The organism is Streptococcus jiangnanensis (assembly GCF_040888325.1).
GTDB lineage: Bacteria > Bacillota > Bacilli > Lactobacillales > Streptococcaceae > Streptococcus > Streptococcus jiangnanensis.
Genome location: NZ_JBFNFF010000005.1, coordinates 1 through 15,266, shown reverse-complemented (window position 1 = coordinate 15,266; position 15,266 = coordinate 1). Strand labels below are relative to the sequence as shown.

The window sequence follows — 15,266 nt, the reverse complement described above, 5'->3', positions numbered from 1 at the left end:
AGTAAGGTCATCCGTCAGATTATCTAAATCGTCCACGACATAGACTACATCATAATCTTGAAACTCGTCTTTTGGTGCTTTTGTATCAGTTCGTGAACCGGACATAGCGACAGCCTCGACTTTTAGACTTTTTGCGATTTGTAATATTAAATCAAGCATTTCGGTTTCAGTTCTCATGTTTATCACTTCTTTGTTTATTATAAAAATGAAATAAGGTATCAGATAATAAAATTAAGTATTGTCTATAAGTGATGATTTAAAATGATTTGATAATTCCTGTTTATACGGAATTGACTGTTAATAATCTAATTTATTGTCTTAAATTAACCCTTGAGCTTGACGCCATACATCATAAGAATCGATATCCGCTTTAACCATTGTTATACAAAATCCAACTACTGCGATATCATCCAAGTAGCCTATACCTGGTAAGAAATCTGGAATCAAATCTATCTGAGATAAAAGATAAATTAATGCACTTAAAATAGCCAAAATAGTTCCATAAGGAACAGTCGTATATTTACCTTGAACATAATTCTTCACTAAGGAAATCATAACTGGAACCATCGATAATTGTTCACCAACATTTGGTATTTCCTTAATTTTTTGCTCTAAATGATACAAAAAATTATCTAATTCGTCCTTATCATTTAATAATGCCTCAGACTGGGCATAGCCACTTTCGAGAGCTTCCTTTACTTGCTCTTCACTAAGATTTTCAGACATATTTTGTCCTCCATTTGTATTTCTTTATAGTTTTTAAAACACAGTCGCTTCTTCCAGCGTAAACTTGACATTATCCTCAATCCACTTACGGCGTGGTTCGACCTTGTCTCCCATAAGGACATTGACGCGGCGTTCGGCGCGTGCTAGGTCTTCGATGGTGACACGGATGAGGGTACGCGTTTCTGGGTTCATGGTTGTTTCCCAGAGCTGGTCCGCATTCATCTCACCAAGTCCCTTGTAGCGTTGGAGGGTTGCACCTTTACCAAACTGCTTGCGGAGTTCTTCTAGCTCCCCGTCCGTCCATGCGTAAGCCACTTCTTCTTTCTTGCCTTTTCCTTTGGACATCTTGTAAAGAGGCGGAAGGGCGATATAGACATGTCCTGCCTCAACTAGCGGACGCATATAACGGTAGAAGAATGTTAAAAGAAGAGTTTGGATATGGGCACCGTCGGTGTCGGCATCGGTCATGATAATGATCTTGTCATAATTGGCATCTTTAAGGGAGAAGTCTGCTCCGACACCCGCACCAATGGTATAAATCATAGTGTTGATTTCTTCATTTTTGAGAATATCTGCCATCTTGGCCTTGGCTGTATTAATCACCTTACCACGAAGAGGTAGGATAGCTTGGAATTTACGGTCACGGCCTTGCTTGGCAGAACCACCGGCAGAGTCCCCCTCAACCAGGTAGAGTTCATTTTTTGCAGGATTCTTAGACTGGGCTGGGGTCAATTTTCCAGACAACAAGCCCTTGTCTTTCTTGTTTTTCTTACCATTTCGGCTCTCATCACGCGCTTTGCGAGCCGCCTCACGAGCATCACGCGCCTTGATAGCTTTACGAATCAGATTGGAAGCCAGTTCCCCATTTTCCATGAGGAAGAAGGTTAACTTATCAGCCACAATCCCATCTACAACTGGACGAGCCAGAGGACTCCCTAGTTTATCCTTGGTCTGACCTTCAAACTGGAGGTGTTCTTCAGGAACAAGGATGGAAAGAACTGCCGCTAACCCTTCACGGTAATCGGAACCTTCTAGGTTTTTATCTTTTTCTTTGAGAAGTCCAGTTTTTCGCGCATAGTCGTTCATTACTTTGGTAATGGCAGACTTGAGTCCTGTCTCATGCGTTCCACCGTCCTTGGTACGAACGTTGTTAACAAAGGACAAGATGTTATCTGAAAATCCATCATTATATTGGAGGGCTACTTCTACTTGAAAACCATTGTCTTCGCCTTCAAAGTATAGGACTGGCGTCAAGGTTTCCTTGTCTTCATTGAGGTAAGAAACAAAGTCTTGTACCCCGTTCTCATAATGGAATTCGATTGCTTCATCTGTTCGCTTATCTGTCAAAGACAAGGTCACATTTTTTAAGAGAAAGGCTGACTCATTAAGGCGCTCTGAAATGGTATTGTACTTGAAATCTGTCGTAGAAAAGATACTAGCATCCGGCATGAAAGTGACTTTGGTACCTGTCTTAGACTTGGGTGCTGTACCAATTTTCTTCAAGGTTGTAACGGGTTTTCCACCATTTTCAAAACGTTGTTTATAAACCGTTCCATCACGGGTAATTTCCACTTCTAGCCAACTTGATAGGGCATTAACGACTGAAGATCCCACTCCGTGGAGACCACCAGATGTCTTATAACCCCCTTGACCGAATTTCCCTCCAGCGTGGAGAATGGTAAAGATAACCTCAACGGTTGGAATTCCCATGGCATGCATCCCAGTCGGCATCCCTCGACCATGGTCTTGAACCGTTAGACTGCCGTCTTTATTGATGGTCACATCAATGCGATCACCAAATCCAGACAAGGCTTCATCGACTGCATTGTCCACAATTTCCCAGACTAAGTGATGGAGACCTGCTCCGTCGGTCGATCCAATATACATCCCTGGACGTTTACGGACCGCATCCAACCCTTCTAGCACCTGAATGGCGTCATCATTGTAGTTATTAATATTGATTTCCTTTTTTGACACAAGGAACCTCCTATTTGTTCATCTTTTCTATTTTACAGGTTTTCTAGCGATTTTGCAAAGCTTTTCCCTTTCAGCCGTCACAATTTCACAGGATATTCTCTGACTTTCTATACCATTTCATGGTATAATAGGTCTATGATGACATTTGTATTATTAATTTTAGCTTATCTGCTAGGTTCGATTCCATCTGGTCTTTGGATTGGACAAATCTTCTTTCAAACAAATCTGCGTGAACATGGTTCTGGAAACACCGGAACAACCAATACTTTCCGAATTTTAGGTAAGAAAGCGGGTATGGCAACCTTTGTGATTGACTTCTTTAAAGGAACCTTGGCCACTCTCCTTCCAATCCTTTTCCAACTTCAAGGTGTATCACCTCTTGTATTTGGACTTTTGGCCGTAATTGGACATACCTTTCCTATCTTTGCAGGATTTAAAGGTGGTAAGGCTGTCGCAACCAGTGCTGGAGTGATTTTCGGATTTGCGCCTGTTTTCTGTCTCTATCTAGCAATCGTATTCTTTGGAAGCCTCTATCTAGGTAGTATGATTTCACTGTCTAGCGTTACTGCTGCTATTGCAGCCGTTATTGGAGTTCTCCTATTTCCACTATTTGGATTTATCCTGAACAACTATGACCCTCTCTTCATTTTGATTATCCTAGCACTTGCTAGCTTGATTATCATTCGTCACAAAGATAATATCACACGTATCAAAAATAAAACTGAAAATCTCGTTCCTTGGGGATTGAACCTAACCCATCAAAATCCAAAAAAATAAAACGCCAGTTTGAAACTGACGTTTTTTTGTATGCTTATTTTGACTTGATGTAGTTGATACCGTCTGCCTTAGGTGCAACTGCTTTTCCAAAGAAGGCTGCCAAGACAAGAATGGTCAAGACATAAGGCGCGATTTGAAGGTAAACCGCTGGTACTCCTTGTAAGAAAGGCAATTGAGAACCGATAACAGCCAAACTTTGTGAAAGTCCAAAGAAAAGACTAGAAAGCATAGCACCGATTGGGTTCCATTTACCAAAGATCATTGCAGCAAGGGCGATAAATCCAGGACCGACAATAGTTGTCACTGAGAAGTTAACTGAGATTGATTGAGCATAAATCGCTCCCCCAATTCCACCAAGGAAACCTGAAATAACAACCCCAAGATATCGCATTTTGTAGACATTGATCCCCAAGGTATCCGCTGCCTGAGGGTGTTCACCAACAGAGCGAAGGCGAAGACCAAAGCGGGTCTTGAAGAGGATAAACCAAGCAAGGAAAGAGAAGGCAATCGCGATATAACCTAGTAGACTGGTTGACTTGAAGAAGATATCTCCAATCACTGGGATATCAGCCAAAACTGGGAAATCAAAACGTCCAAAAGTTTGGCTTAAGTTATCCGTTTGTCCTTTGTTATAAAGAACTTTAACCAAGAAAACCGCTAGGGCAGGAGCCATCAAGTTCAATACTGTACCACTGACAACATGGTCCGCACGGAAATGAACTGTAGCGACTGCATGGATGAGAGAGAAAATAGCTCCCACGATACCAGCAACTAACAAGGAAATCCAAGGAGTAGCTGCTCCAAGTTGTTCTGCAAACTCAAGGTTAAAGACAACCCCAGAAAAGGCTCCCATAACCATAATTCCTTCAAGACCGACGTTAACGACACCACCACGTTCAGAGAAGACTCCTCCAATACTCGTAAAAATAAGTGGTGCTGAGTAAATCAGCATAGAAGAGACCAAGAGGGTGAGTAATGTTGTAATAGACATCCTTACTTACCTCCTTTAACTTGTTTTTTAGGTTTGACAAAGCGTTCGATAATGTAGTGAACGCTGACAAAGAAGATAATAGACGCTGTTACAATGCTAACAAGCTCAGACGGAACTTGCGCTGCGTTCATACCCGGTGCTCCTACTTGCAAAACTCCAAATAAGAAGGCTGCAAAGAGAATTCCAATTGGTGAATTTCCAGCAAGCAAACTAACTGCCATCCCGTTAAATCCGACAGCTAATGATGATCCCTGAACGTAAACGTTTTGGAAGGTACCAAGACCTTCGACCGCTCCACCAAGACCAGCCAGAGCACCAGAGATAATCATTGATAGAATGATTGTACGTTTTGCTGAAATACCAGCGTACTCTGAAGCATGGGGATTGAGACCAACTGCACGAATTTCAAAACCGAGAGTCGTTTTCTTGAGCAAGAACCAAATCACAGCTACAGCAATGATTGCAAAGAAGATTCCGATATTCATACGGGAATTTCCAGTCAACTCTGATAACCATGGTGTCTGGTATGTAGCATTGGCACTAACACGAATCGTTGAGTCTGTACTTTGCATAATATCTTTAGGAAAGGCATGAATAAAGGCATTTCCCACATACAATACAATGTAGTTCATCATGATGGTCACGATAACCTCTGACGTACCGAGATAGGCTCTGAGGATACCTGGAATCGCACCAACGATTCCACCAGCGATCAACGCAATGATCACTGTCAATGGAATCAAAACGAGACGTGGCATATCTGGATTTGACAAGGCAAACCAACCGCTGAGAATCCAGCCTGCAAGTGCCTGACCAGGAAGTCCGACGTTGAAGAAACCTGCTCGACTGGCAACTGCGAAACCAAGACCTATCAAGACAAGAGGACCCATGGCACGGAAAATTTCTCCAATCCCACGGAGGCTACCAAAAGCTGTATAAAACAACTCCTCATAGCCCCAGATAGCATCATATCCGAAGATCCACATGACAATGGCTCCGAGCAAGATTCCTAAAAATACGGAAATCAAGGGAACCGAAATTTGTTGTAATTTTTTAGACATCACTCTTCTCCTTTCCCAAGTTTCCACCTGCCATCAAGACACCAAGTTCTTGTTTGTTAGTCGTTTCTGGCGATACAATACCTTGAATCTTACCATCGTGAATAACAGCAATTCGGTCTGAGACATTTAAAATCTCATCCAATTCAAAGCTGACAACAAGGACAGCCTTCCCGTTATCACGTTCTTCAATCAAACGTTTGTGGATATATTCAATGGCACCGACATCCAAACCACGAGTTGGCTGGCTGACGATAAGGAGATCAGGATCACGATCAATCTCACGAGCGATAATCGCTTTTTGTTGATTTCCTCCTGAAAGAGCTGCTGCTGGAACAAATTCACTTGCCGCACGAACATCAAATTCTTCCATCAATTTCTTGGCATGTGAAGTGATATTGGCATAGTTCAAGATACCATTCTTGCTGAGTGGTTCTTTGTAGTAGGTTTGAAGAGCAATATTTTCTGAAATCATCATCTCCAAAATCAAGCCATCCCGGTGACGATCCTCAGGAACGTGCCCCACGCTTAGTTCTGTAATTTGTCGAGGATGCATTCCCACGATTGATTCGCCTTTTAATTCAACGCTACCTGACTCAATCTTACGAAGACCAGTAATGGCTTGAATGAGTTCAGACTGACCATTGCCATCAATACCTGCAATACCGACAATTTCACCAGCACGAACATCCAAAGAAAGATTCTTCACAGCTGGTACACCGCGGTTTTCATTGACAACCAAGTCTTTGATAGACAAGACCACTTCTTTGGGTTGTGGTGCTTGTTTTTCCGTTTTAAAGGAGACTGAGCGTCCAACCATCATTTCTGCCAAGTCCGCATTTGTTGCCCCTGCGATTTCAACTGTCTGGATTGATTTCCCACGACGGATAACCGTCACTCGATTCGATACCGCACGAATCTCATCCAGTTTATGGGTAATCAAAATAATGGACTTCCCTTCTTTGACAAGGTTTTTCATGATTGCCATCAACTCATCAATCTCTGAAGGAGTCAATACGGCTGTAGGTTCGTCAAAGATAAGGATATCAGCACCACGATAGAGTGTTTTCAAGATCTCTACACGTTGTTGGGCACCAACGGAAATATCCGCCACCTTAGCAGCTGGATCCACTGCCAAACCATAACGTTCAGAAAGAGCCTTGATTTCTTTAGTAGCACCAGCTATATCTAGAACACCATTTTTAGTGATTTCACTCCCTAAAATGATATTCTCAGCTACTGTAAAAGCTTCAACCAACATAAAATGTTGATGAACCATCCCAATTCCAAGACCAGCGGCTTTAGATGGTGAGTCTAGTTTTACAACCTGACCATTCACCACAATTTCACCACTCGTTGGTTCAAGAAGTCCTGCCAGCATATTCATCAGAGTGGATTTACCCGCTCCATTTTCTCCTAAAAGTGCATGGATTTCACCTTTTCGCAGTTGCAAGTTGATTTTGTCGTTTGCTACAAATTCACCAAACACCTTGGTAATATCCCGCATCTCAATGACATTTTCGTGTGCCATATGCTCTTCCTTTCAGAGGTTTATTTTATTTCAATAAAACCTGCTAATCACATTAACAAGCTCTATTGAGACAAAAATTGCCTCAATTCTTAAAGAAGCGACCAATGGCCGCTTCCTAAGAAATGACTTTTATCCATTATTTTTCAGGAACTTTTACGCTTCCGTCAAGGATTTTAGCTTTTGCATCTTCAACAGCTTTTTTACCTTCTTCTGAAAGGTTTGTTACTGCTAGCTCAACCCCTTTATCTTTCAATGAGTAAACAATCACTTGTCCACCAGGGAATTCACCATTTTCTGTTTTGTTGGCAATATCTTTTACAGTTGTACCAACTTGTTTCAATGTAGATACAAGAACGAAGTTAGATTCTTTACCATCTTTAGAAGTGTATTTACCTTCTGCTGCTTGGTCACGGTCTACACCGATAACCCAAACTTTTTCGTTTTCATTTTTGTTTTCGTTCAATGATTTTGCTTCAGCAAAGACACCAGCACCTGTACCACCAGCTGCTTGGTAGACAACGTCTGCACCGGCAGCATATTGAGCTGCTGCAATTGTTTTACCTTTAGCAGCATCACCAAATGAACCAGCATAGTCAACTTGGACTTTGATAGATGGGTCTACTGATTCAACACCAGCTTTGAATCCAGCTGCAAAACGTGAAATAACTTCAGATTCAATACCACCTACAAAACCAACTTGTTTTGTTTTCGTAGTTTTCGCTGCTGCAACACCAGCAAGGTAAGCTGCTTCGTTATCCGCAAATCTTACGCTCGCAACATTCTTTTGACCTTCAATCACATCATCAATCAAGACATAGTTTAGGTCAGAGTGGTCTTTTGCTGCTTCCTCAACTGCATTGTGAAGGGCAAAACCAACACCGAAGATCAGGTTGTAACTTCCAGCCGCTTGTTGCAAGTTGTTAGCATAGTCTGCTTCGCTTGTTGATTGGAAGTAAGTGTAACCTTTATCTTTAGAAAGATTGTGTTCTTTACCCCAGTCTTGCAAACCTTCCCAAGCTGATTGGTTAAATGATTTATCATCAACACCACCAGTATCTGTTACGATTGCTGCTTTGGTCTTCATTTCTGATGAAGATGAAGCGGCGTTACGAGAAGAGCGGTTACCACATGCAGCAAGTCCAACTGCTGCTACTGCAACTAGACCAAGGCCTAGCCATTGTTTCTTGTTCATTACTGAACCTCCTAAATAAGATGTGCAACGATGTTGCAAGTATGGATTGGTTGGCCACAAGGACCGCGTCACTCAGAGAGTGACTCAGACTAATTTAAGTCTGTAAATGAGTATGGAAGTAACTCCCCGACCGTCATCTCGACCGTCGATTTATCTTTAGCGACTAAAGTCACTTTTAGATCTTGTTCAAAAAATTCAACCATGACCTGGCGGCAAGCACCACATGGCGAGATAGGTTTTTCAGTTTGTCCGTAGACAATCAATTCTGAAAACTCCCGTTGCCCCTCCGAAACTGCTTTAAAAATAGCAGTACGTTCTCCACAATTAGTCAAGGGATAACTAGCATTCTCGATGTTCACACCCGTATAAATGCTACCATCCTTGGCAACTAAAACAGCTCCGATAGGAAAGTGAGAATAAGGCACATAAGCTTTCTTGCTAGTTTCAATTGCTAGTTCAATCAACTCAGTAGTTGCCATCTGCCAATTCTCCTTTTAAGATTGCTACACCAGCAGATGTTCCGATACGGGTAGCACCTGCTTCCACAAAAGCGACAGCATCCGCATATGAACGAGCTCCACCAGCTGCCTTAACTCCCATATCTGGTCCGACTGTTTTACGCATCAACTGAACATCCTCAATAGTGGCACCACCAGTTGAAAATCCAGTTGATGTTTTGACAAAGTCAGCGCCTGCTTTCTGGGATAATTGGCAAGCCACAACCTTTTCATCGTCTGTCAACAAGCAAGCTTCAATAATGACCTTCACCAACTTGTCACCACTTGCTTCTACGACAGCACGGATGTCCGATTCAACCAAATCCAGATTGCCTGATTTGAGAGCACCGACATTGATAACCATATCAATCTCATCTGCACCATTTTGGACAGCTTCTTTTGTTTCAAAAGCTTTCACAGCTGAAGTTGTTGCTCCCAAAGGAAAACCTACTACTGTACAAACCTTTACATCTGAGCTTTCAAGCCCTGTTTTCGCATGTTTAACCCATGTGGGATTGACACAAACACTGGCAAAGTCATACTCACGCGCTTCAGATAGCAAACAATCAATTTGTTCTTGGCTTGCATCTTGCTTTAAAAGCGTATGATCAATATATTTATTTAACTTCATATTCGGATTCTCCCTGGTTTTATGAGATAATTTCTATAATTTCTCGTAAACTTTGCACTCCATCATTTATTTTAACATATTTTTGAAATTCTGTAACTAGTTCAGAAGAAATTTTTCCATTTGTATAAACTTTTGCAACAATTTCACCCTTTTGAACGGAGTCTCCAACTTTCTTTTCAAAAACAATCCCTGTTTCATAGTCCAAGTCATCAGTCTTGACTGCACGACCGGCTCCTAGTCTCATGGCATAGAGCCCAAATTCCATTGCAGGAAGAGCTGAAATAACACCCGTTTCTTGAGCAGGGATTTCCACCACATGGGCAACTTTGACGGGGCGATAGAGATCTTCTAAATCACCGCCTTGTGCTGCTACCATTTCTTCAAACTTAGCCAGTGCTTGGCCATTTTCCAGGTGTTGACGGATTTCCTTGATCGTTTTCTCAACATCAGCCAAGCCAAGCATAATCTGAGCCAATTCACAGATAAAGTGGGTAATATCCTGACGGCCTTTCCCTTGTAAAATCTCCAATGCCTCAAGGATTTCGAGACGATTGCCAATGGCTCTTCCCAAGGGCTGACTCATATCGGTAATGACTGCTACTGTTTTTCGACCAACAGCCTTACCAAGATCCACCATGGTTTGAGCTAATTCGCGCGCCTCATCAACCGTCTTCATGAAGGCACCCTCACCGACCGTTACGTCTAGCAAAATGGCATCCGCTCCTGCAGCAATTTTCTTGCTCATAACAGAACTAGCAATCAAAGGAATCGTGTCGACAGTTGCTGTCACATCACGGAGGGCATAGAGAAGTTTGTCTGCTTTAACCAGTTGATTGGACTGCCCAATGACAGATACACCAATGTCCTGTACCTGACGAATGAAATCTTCTTGACTTCGCTCAACTTGATATCCCTTAATAGACTCCAATTTATCAATTGTTCCACCAGTATGGCCGAGACCTCGACCACTCATCTTAGCAACAGGCACGCCGAAACTCGCAACAAGAGGAGCCAAGATTAAGGTCACCTTATCACCTACACCACCAGTCGAATGCTTATCAACTTTAACCCCCTCAATAGCTGACAAATCAAACTCCTGACCTGTCTTGACCATATTCATCGTCAGATCAGAAATCTCACGTGTGGTCATTCCTTTAAAATAAACAGCCATAGCAAAAGCAGACATTTGATAGTCTGGAACAGTTCCAGCCACATAGCCTTCTACCAACCATTTGATTTCATTTGAAGTCAGTTCTTGACCATCTCGTTTCTTTTGGATTAAATCAACTGCTCTCATTCTTTCACACTTCTAAGGATATAATATCCCTTATCTTTCTTTACGATTTCACAATTTCCAAAAACTTCTTCCATCTTACTTTTAGCACTTGGAGCCCCTTGTTTTTTCTGAATGACGATGGTTAAATCTCCTCTGTCTTTCAAGAAATCTCTGCTCTTTTCGATAATCTCATGAACAACCTGTTTGCCCGCTCGAATAGGCGGATTGGAAATAACATGGTCAAACTTCCCTTCAACTTGTTCATAGATATTGGATTGGAAAATCGTTACTTCTACTTTATTACGTTCAGCATTTTGTCGCGCTAGGTCCAAGGCACGATTATTGATATCGACCATGGTTGCCTGAACTCCATAAGCCTTGGCTAACGACAAACCCAATGGCCCATAACCACAACCTACATCAAGAACAGTTTCTCCTTTGTTAACCTCTAGACACTTCAATAAAAGCTGACTCCCAAAGTCAACCATTTTCTTGCTAAAAACACCCGCATCCGTCAAAAAGGTCATGTTTTCTCCCAACAATTCCACTCTCAACTCATGAATGTCGTGAGCAGCATCAGGATTTTCTGCATAATACATTTTACTCATAAAACTATTTTACCATAATTTGGCTTGAATTGTAAATCGTTTACAAAGTGATGATCAAATGAAAAAGACTGAAGAATCCTAGTCAAAAAACCTTTTCTTCAATCTCTTTCAATTATTAGAAATACATTACAATCTATCGGGAACTACAAATTATCATAGTCAGGAAAAAACAGATCGCCTGTAATCAAGCACATTTTCATCACTATTGCTTAACCTTAAAATACTTTATTATCAACAGGATTCCCAATATGATGTTTAGATAAAAACCCAACTGATAAGTTTGTGTCAAGATTTCCAAACTTGTCCAAAGTCGTATCAAATCTTCTAGTGACATACGGAATAGATATCCTTCTGTAGCAATCCACAAAATCAAAAATAGATAACTACCAGCAGCAAGCCATTTCGTCCACTGCTTTTTTACTAGCCAGGCAATCAAGAGTGAACAGATAAAGATAACTGTTACAAGGAGATGATCCATTAAGAAGGTAAAACCGTAATAGGTTTCTACAAAGCGTCTACCATTATCCGCATTCGCTCCCCTTATAAAAGGTAGTGTAAAACTTAAAATAAAACAGAGTTCCAATATGTAACATCTCAAGATTTTCATTGTATACCTCCTATAAGTTGCGAACTAAAAAGCCCACTTTTAATAACTGATAAGTCTTCAGAAACCATTCCCCATCTCATCATTAAATTATTCAACCTCCATCTACCTCTATTATACGATATTGACTTACTACCATCAAGAAACCGCTTTATTTTTTTAACTTTTTATGGTATGATTAACAAAATATCTAGGGGAAAACAAATGACCAACGAATTTTTACATTTTGAAAAAATCAGTCGCCAGACTTGGCAATCATTGCATCGCAAAACAACCCCTCCCTTGACAGAGGAAGAGTTAGAATCCATCAAGAGTTTCAATGACCAGATTAGTCTGCAGGACGTAACGGACGTCTATCTTCCCCTTGTTCATCTTATCCATATTTACAAGCGCACTAAGGATGATTTGGCATTTTCAAAAGGAATTTTCCTCCAACGTGAAAGCAAATCCCAACCTTTTATCATTGGGGTTTCTGGAAGTGTTGCTGTCGGGAAATCGACTACTAGTCGCTTACTTCAGATTCTTCTGTCACGTACTCTCCCGGATGCTACTGTAGAATTGGTGACAACTGACGGTTTTCTCTATCCCAATCAAACCTTGATTGACCAAGATATCTTAAATCGCAAAGGTTTTCCTGAAAGTTATGATATGGAAGCCTTGCTGAATTTTCTTGATCGCCTAAAAAATGGCCAAGATGTCGATATTCCTGTCTATTCTCATGAAGTGTATGACATCGTTCCTGGAGAGAAACAATGTGTCAAAGCTGCTAATTTTGTCATTGTAGAGGGGATTAATGTCTTTCAAAATCCTCAAAATGAGCGTCTTTACATCACTGATTTCTTTGATTTCTCCATCTATGTGGATGCTGCTGTCGAGGATATTGAAAGCTGGTATCTCGATCGTTTCTTAAAACTCCTCAGCTTTGCCCAAAATGATCCCAACAGCTACTACCACCGCTTTACACAAATGCCAATTGGAGAAGTTGAAGCCTTTGCACACCAGGTTTGGACCAGCATTAATCTCACAAATCTACAAAACTATATCGAACCGACAAGGAACCGCGCCGAGGTCATTCTCCACAAGACTAAAAACCATGAAATCGATGAAATTTACCTAAAAAAATAATTTCCCCTTGTCAAAACCTAAGTTTTCATATATAATGGTATAGTTAGTAAATATGGAGGTAAGAACATTGGCAAACATTAAATCAGCTATCAAACGCGCTGAATTGAACGTTAAACAAAACGAAAAAAACTCAGCTCAAAAATCAGCTATGCGTACTGCTATCAAAGCTTTCGAAGCAAACCCTTCTGAAGAACTTTTCCGTGCTGCTAGCTCAGCTATTGACAAAGCAGAAACTAAAGGTTTGATTCATAAAAACAAAGCAAGCCGCGATAAAGCTCGTCTTTCAGCTAAACTTGCTAAATAAGAAACAGTCCATAGAGGCTGTTTTTTTGTCCTCTAATCAGAAAAGGTAAAAAATGAAAATCGCAATCATAGGATATTCTGGAGCCGGCAAGTCAACTCTTGCAGAAAGGTTATCTAGCCACTACTCCATCCCCAAACTGCATATGGACACACTCCAATTTCAACCTGGTTGGCAAGACAGTGACCGCGAATGGATGTTGACCGAGATGAAAAACTTTCTTACAAAGCACGAAGCTTGGGTCATCGATGGCAACTACTCTTGGTGTTGCTATGAAGAAAGAATGCTTGAAGCTTACCAAATTATCTTTCTCAATTTTTCACCATGGACTTGTCTCTTTCGAGCCTTTAAACGGTATCTCACATACCGAGGCAAGGTCAGAGAAAGTATGGCAGCAGGCTGTCCTGAACGCTTTGACTGGGAATTTATCCGATGGATTCTCTGGGATGGGCGGACAAAGAATGCTAAAGAACGCTATCAACGGGTTCAAGAAACCTACCCTGAGAGAGTAATTGTCCTCCGGTCTCAAAAGGAGATGGACCACTTCTTAGAAAATCTCGCGCATAACAAGAAAAACCAACGTGCCTAAGGCACTGCAACCATAAAATGAGACACAAGAAAACACTCCTGTTGAATTCTAGTAAACTAGAAACAGGAGTGTTTTATTATGGTCAAAAAAGCATATTCAGTAGAAACTAAGCTAGCCTGTATCGAAATGAAGAAGGCGGGTAAATCAAATAAGGTTATCATGGATCCCCTCGGTATCAAAAATGTTAGTCGGGCCAAGACTTGGTGGCAATGGTATCAGAATGATGAATTGTACCGTTTCCACCAATCTGTGGGGAAACAATATACTTATGGTAAAGGGATGAACCAGTTATCTGAAGTGAAACAGTTACATTTGCAGGTAGAATTACTAAAAAAGTATCATAGCTTGGTAAGAGAATCGACAAAGTAAGTCTTATCAAGCTAGTGAAAGAGTATAAGAAAACGTGCCCTGTATCGATTATTTTAGAGTGTTTCGGAGTCAAACACTCAACATTTTATCACTGGAAACAGGAGTGTAAAAATTCTCATAAAAAAGACGAAATAGCAGATAAAATCGAGGCACTCTGTATGGAAAATCACTTTATTTACGGCTATCGAACCATCACTCACTTGCTCAGGAAAGTTTATAACCACGTCGTTAATCGCAAGAAGGTTTATCGTATCATGAAGGAAAAGGGCTACCTCTGCCGTGTCCGTCCCAAGAAGGGACCTAAATTAGGGAAGCCTTACTTATGTAACAGACAATATGCTGGATCGTGATTTTCAGGCAGACAAGCCTATGGAGAAGCTTGTCACAGACATCACCTACCTCTACTTTGGAAACTGTAGACTTTATCTATCTTCGATCATGGATCTCTATAATCGTGAAATTGTAGCTTATACTATCTCTGAATGCCAAGATACGGACTTTGTGCTCAACACACTTAATCAACTTGAGCTACCTCAAGGAGTACTTTTACATAGCGACCAAGGATCTGTCTACACCTCAAAAGTCTACTATCAAGCTTGTACAGAAAAAGGCATCACCCGCTCCATGTCCCGAAAAGGAACACCAGCAGATAATGCCTGTATTGAATGGTTTCATTCTGTCCTCAAGTCTGAAACCTTCTATCTCCATAAATGGAAAAACTTAACTAAAGATAGTATAACAGAAATTGTCAATCTTACATCATATTTTATAATGAAACTAGAATTCAACAGAAACTAAATGACCAGTCTCCCATAGATTACAGAAAACTGATCGCATCATAGGGTTTTTCTCATGTCCCATTATTGGGGGTCAGTGCCGAGTTCAATCCTGTTTTTTTCATATTATTTGTTTGTTTTAAACAAAAATGTGATTTAAAAATCCGAGAACAGTAACTATTTTTGTTCTCGGATTTCTAATTATGTGACTATTAGTCCGTCTCGCTCCGCAAGGTGC

15 protein-coding genes and 2 pseudogenes are annotated in these 15,266 nt (G+C 41.0%); 5 read left to right on the top strand and 12 right to left on the bottom strand.

Annotated elements, in window-relative coordinates:
* The 3 genes and pseudogenes from AB2B49_RS07295 to parE form a co-directional block, all read right to left on the bottom strand.
* Nucleotides 1-177, bottom strand: a pseudogene (locus AB2B49_RS07295) (aminoglycoside 6-adenylyltransferase); the annotation flags it as partial.
* A gap of 141 nt (nt 178-318) precedes the next feature.
* Complete coding sequence (locus AB2B49_RS09235; RefSeq protein ID WP_049504516.1) at nt 319-726, bottom strand: YkvA family protein; 408 nt, start codon at nt 724-726, stop codon at nt 319-321.
* Nucleotides 727-759: 33 nt separating this feature from the next.
* On the bottom strand, nt 760-2,703 hold the full coding sequence (parE, locus tag AB2B49_RS07285) for a DNA topoisomerase IV subunit B (protein ID WP_049504514.1): 1,944 nt from the start codon (nt 2,701-2,703) through the stop codon (nt 760-762).
* 135 nt (nt 2,704-2,838) lie between these two features.
* On the opposite strand from parE, the gene plsY reads away from it, so the two are divergent.
* Nucleotides 2,839-3,480, top strand: coding sequence for a glycerol-3-phosphate 1-O-acyltransferase PlsY (gene plsY, locus AB2B49_RS07280; RefSeq protein ID WP_049504512.1), 642 nt, complete (start codon nt 2,839-2,841; stop codon nt 3,478-3,480).
* 34 nt (nt 3,481-3,514) lie between these two features.
* On the opposite strand, the gene AB2B49_RS07275 is transcribed toward plsY, so the two are convergent.
* The 9 genes from AB2B49_RS07275 to AB2B49_RS07235 form a co-directional block, all read right to left on the bottom strand.
* The gene (locus AB2B49_RS07275; protein WP_000029132.1) at nt 3,515-4,471 is read right to left on the bottom strand and encodes an ABC transporter permease; all 957 of its coding nucleotides are present in this window, start codon (nt 4,469-4,471) and stop codon (nt 3,515-3,517) included.
* Nucleotides 4,472-4,473: 2 nt separating this feature from the next.
* On the bottom strand, nt 4,474-5,532 hold the full coding sequence (locus AB2B49_RS07270; protein ID WP_049504509.1) for an ABC transporter permease: 1,059 nt from the start codon (nt 5,530-5,532) through the stop codon (nt 4,474-4,476).
* Nucleotides 5,525-7,060 carry an ABC transporter ATP-binding protein gene (locus tag AB2B49_RS07265; RefSeq protein WP_049504506.1) on the bottom strand — a complete coding sequence of 512 codons (1,536 nt, stop codon included), beginning with the start codon at nt 7,058-7,060 and terminating at the stop codon, nt 5,525-5,527. The genes AB2B49_RS07270 and AB2B49_RS07265 overlap by 8 nt, the downstream gene beginning before the upstream one ends.
* A gap of 136 nt (nt 7,061-7,196) precedes the next feature.
* Nucleotides 7,197-8,252, bottom strand: a complete 1,056-nt coding sequence (locus tag AB2B49_RS07260; RefSeq protein ID WP_049504505.1) for a BMP family lipoprotein — start codon at nt 8,250-8,252, stop codon at nt 7,197-7,199.
* 89 nt (nt 8,253-8,341) lie between these two features.
* Nucleotides 8,342-8,731, bottom strand: a complete 390-nt coding sequence (locus tag AB2B49_RS07255) for a cytidine deaminase (protein ID WP_000246096.1) — start codon at nt 8,729-8,731, stop codon at nt 8,342-8,344.
* A complete protein-coding gene (deoC, locus tag AB2B49_RS07250; RefSeq protein WP_049504503.1) occupies nt 8,718-9,380 on the bottom strand; it encodes a deoxyribose-phosphate aldolase in 663 nt (220 codons plus the stop codon). Before deoC ends, AB2B49_RS07255 begins: the two co-directional genes overlap by 14 nt.
* A gap of 19 nt (nt 9,381-9,399) precedes the next feature.
* A complete protein-coding gene (locus AB2B49_RS07245; RefSeq protein WP_049504497.1) occupies nt 9,400-10,677 on the bottom strand; it encodes a pyrimidine-nucleoside phosphorylase in 1,278 nt (425 codons plus the stop codon).
* On the bottom strand, nt 10,674-11,264 hold the full coding sequence (locus tag AB2B49_RS07240; protein WP_076984604.1) for a class I SAM-dependent methyltransferase: 591 nt from the start codon (nt 11,262-11,264) through the stop codon (nt 10,674-10,676). The genes AB2B49_RS07245 and AB2B49_RS07240 overlap by 4 nt, the downstream gene beginning before the upstream one ends.
* 202 nt (nt 11,265-11,466) lie before the next feature.
* A complete protein-coding gene (locus AB2B49_RS07235; RefSeq protein ID WP_049504491.1) occupies nt 11,467-11,871 on the bottom strand; it encodes a hypothetical protein in 405 nt (134 codons plus the stop codon).
* Between the two features lie 201 nt (nt 11,872-12,072).
* On the opposite strand from AB2B49_RS07235, the gene coaA reads away from it, so the two are divergent.
* The 4 genes and pseudogenes from coaA to AB2B49_RS07215 all read left to right on the top strand — a co-directional run bounded on the left by coaA (nt 12,073) and on the right by AB2B49_RS07215 (nt 15,094).
* On the top strand, nt 12,073-12,993 hold the full coding sequence (gene coaA / locus AB2B49_RS07230) for a type I pantothenate kinase (protein ID WP_049504489.1): 921 nt from the start codon (nt 12,073-12,075) through the stop codon (nt 12,991-12,993).
* A 67-nt stretch (nt 12,994-13,060) separates the two neighbouring features.
* A complete protein-coding gene (gene rpsT, locus AB2B49_RS07225) occupies nt 13,061-13,297 on the top strand; it encodes a 30S ribosomal protein S20 (RefSeq protein WP_001274000.1) in 237 nt (78 codons plus the stop codon).
* Nucleotides 13,298-13,349: 52 nt separating this feature from the next.
* A complete protein-coding gene (locus AB2B49_RS07220; protein ID WP_049504486.1) occupies nt 13,350-13,883 on the top strand; it encodes a DNA topology modulation protein in 534 nt (177 codons plus the stop codon).
* 75 nt (nt 13,884-13,958) lie between these two features.
* Nucleotides 13,959-15,094 (top strand): annotated as a pseudogene (locus AB2B49_RS07215) (IS3 family transposase).
* The last annotated feature ends 172 nt before the right edge of the window (nt 15,095-15,266 follow it).

What these genes read in the sequence shown, in the direction of transcription:
- AB2B49_RS09235 (WP_049504516.1), bottom strand. Translation starts at nt 726, where the DNA reads ATGTCTGAAAATCTTAGTGAAGAGCAAGTAAAGGAAGCTCTCGAAAGT.
- plsY (WP_049504512.1), top strand. Translation starts at nt 2,839, where the DNA reads ATGATGACATTTGTATTATTAATTTTAGCTTATCTGCTAGGTTCGATT.
- AB2B49_RS07275 (WP_000029132.1), bottom strand. Translation starts at nt 4,471, where the DNA reads ATGTCTATTACAACATTACTCACCCTCTTGGTCTCTTCTATGCTGATT.
- AB2B49_RS07270 (WP_049504509.1), bottom strand. Translation starts at nt 5,532, where the DNA reads ATGTCTAAAAAATTACAACAAATTTCGGTTCCCTTGATTTCCGTATTT.
- AB2B49_RS07265 (WP_049504506.1), bottom strand. Translation starts at nt 7,060, where the DNA reads ATGGCACACGAAAATGTCATTGAGATGCGGGATATTACCAAGGTGTTT.
- AB2B49_RS07260 (WP_049504505.1), bottom strand. Translation starts at nt 8,252, where the DNA reads ATGAACAAGAAACAATGGCTAGGCCTTGGTCTAGTTGCAGTAGCAGCA.
- AB2B49_RS07255 (WP_000246096.1), bottom strand. Translation starts at nt 8,731, where the DNA reads ATGGCAACTACTGAGTTGATTGAACTAGCAATTGAAACTAGCAAGAAA.
- deoC (WP_049504503.1), bottom strand. Translation starts at nt 9,380, where the DNA reads ATGAAGTTAAATAAATATATTGATCATACGCTTTTAAAGCAAGATGCA.
- AB2B49_RS07245 (WP_049504497.1), bottom strand. Translation starts at nt 10,677, where the DNA reads ATGAGAGCAGTTGATTTAATCCAAAAGAAACGAGATGGTCAAGAACTG.
- AB2B49_RS07240 (WP_076984604.1), bottom strand. Translation starts at nt 11,264, where the DNA reads ATGAGTAAAATGTATTATGCAGAAAATCCTGATGCTGCTCACGACATT.
- AB2B49_RS07235 (WP_049504491.1), bottom strand. Translation starts at nt 11,871, where the DNA reads ATGAAAATCTTGAGATGTTACATATTGGAACTCTGTTTTATTTTAAGT.
- coaA (WP_049504489.1), top strand. Translation starts at nt 12,073, where the DNA reads ATGACCAACGAATTTTTACATTTTGAAAAAATCAGTCGCCAGACTTGG.
- AB2B49_RS07220 (WP_049504486.1), top strand. Translation starts at nt 13,350, where the DNA reads ATGAAAATCGCAATCATAGGATATTCTGGAGCCGGCAAGTCAACTCTT.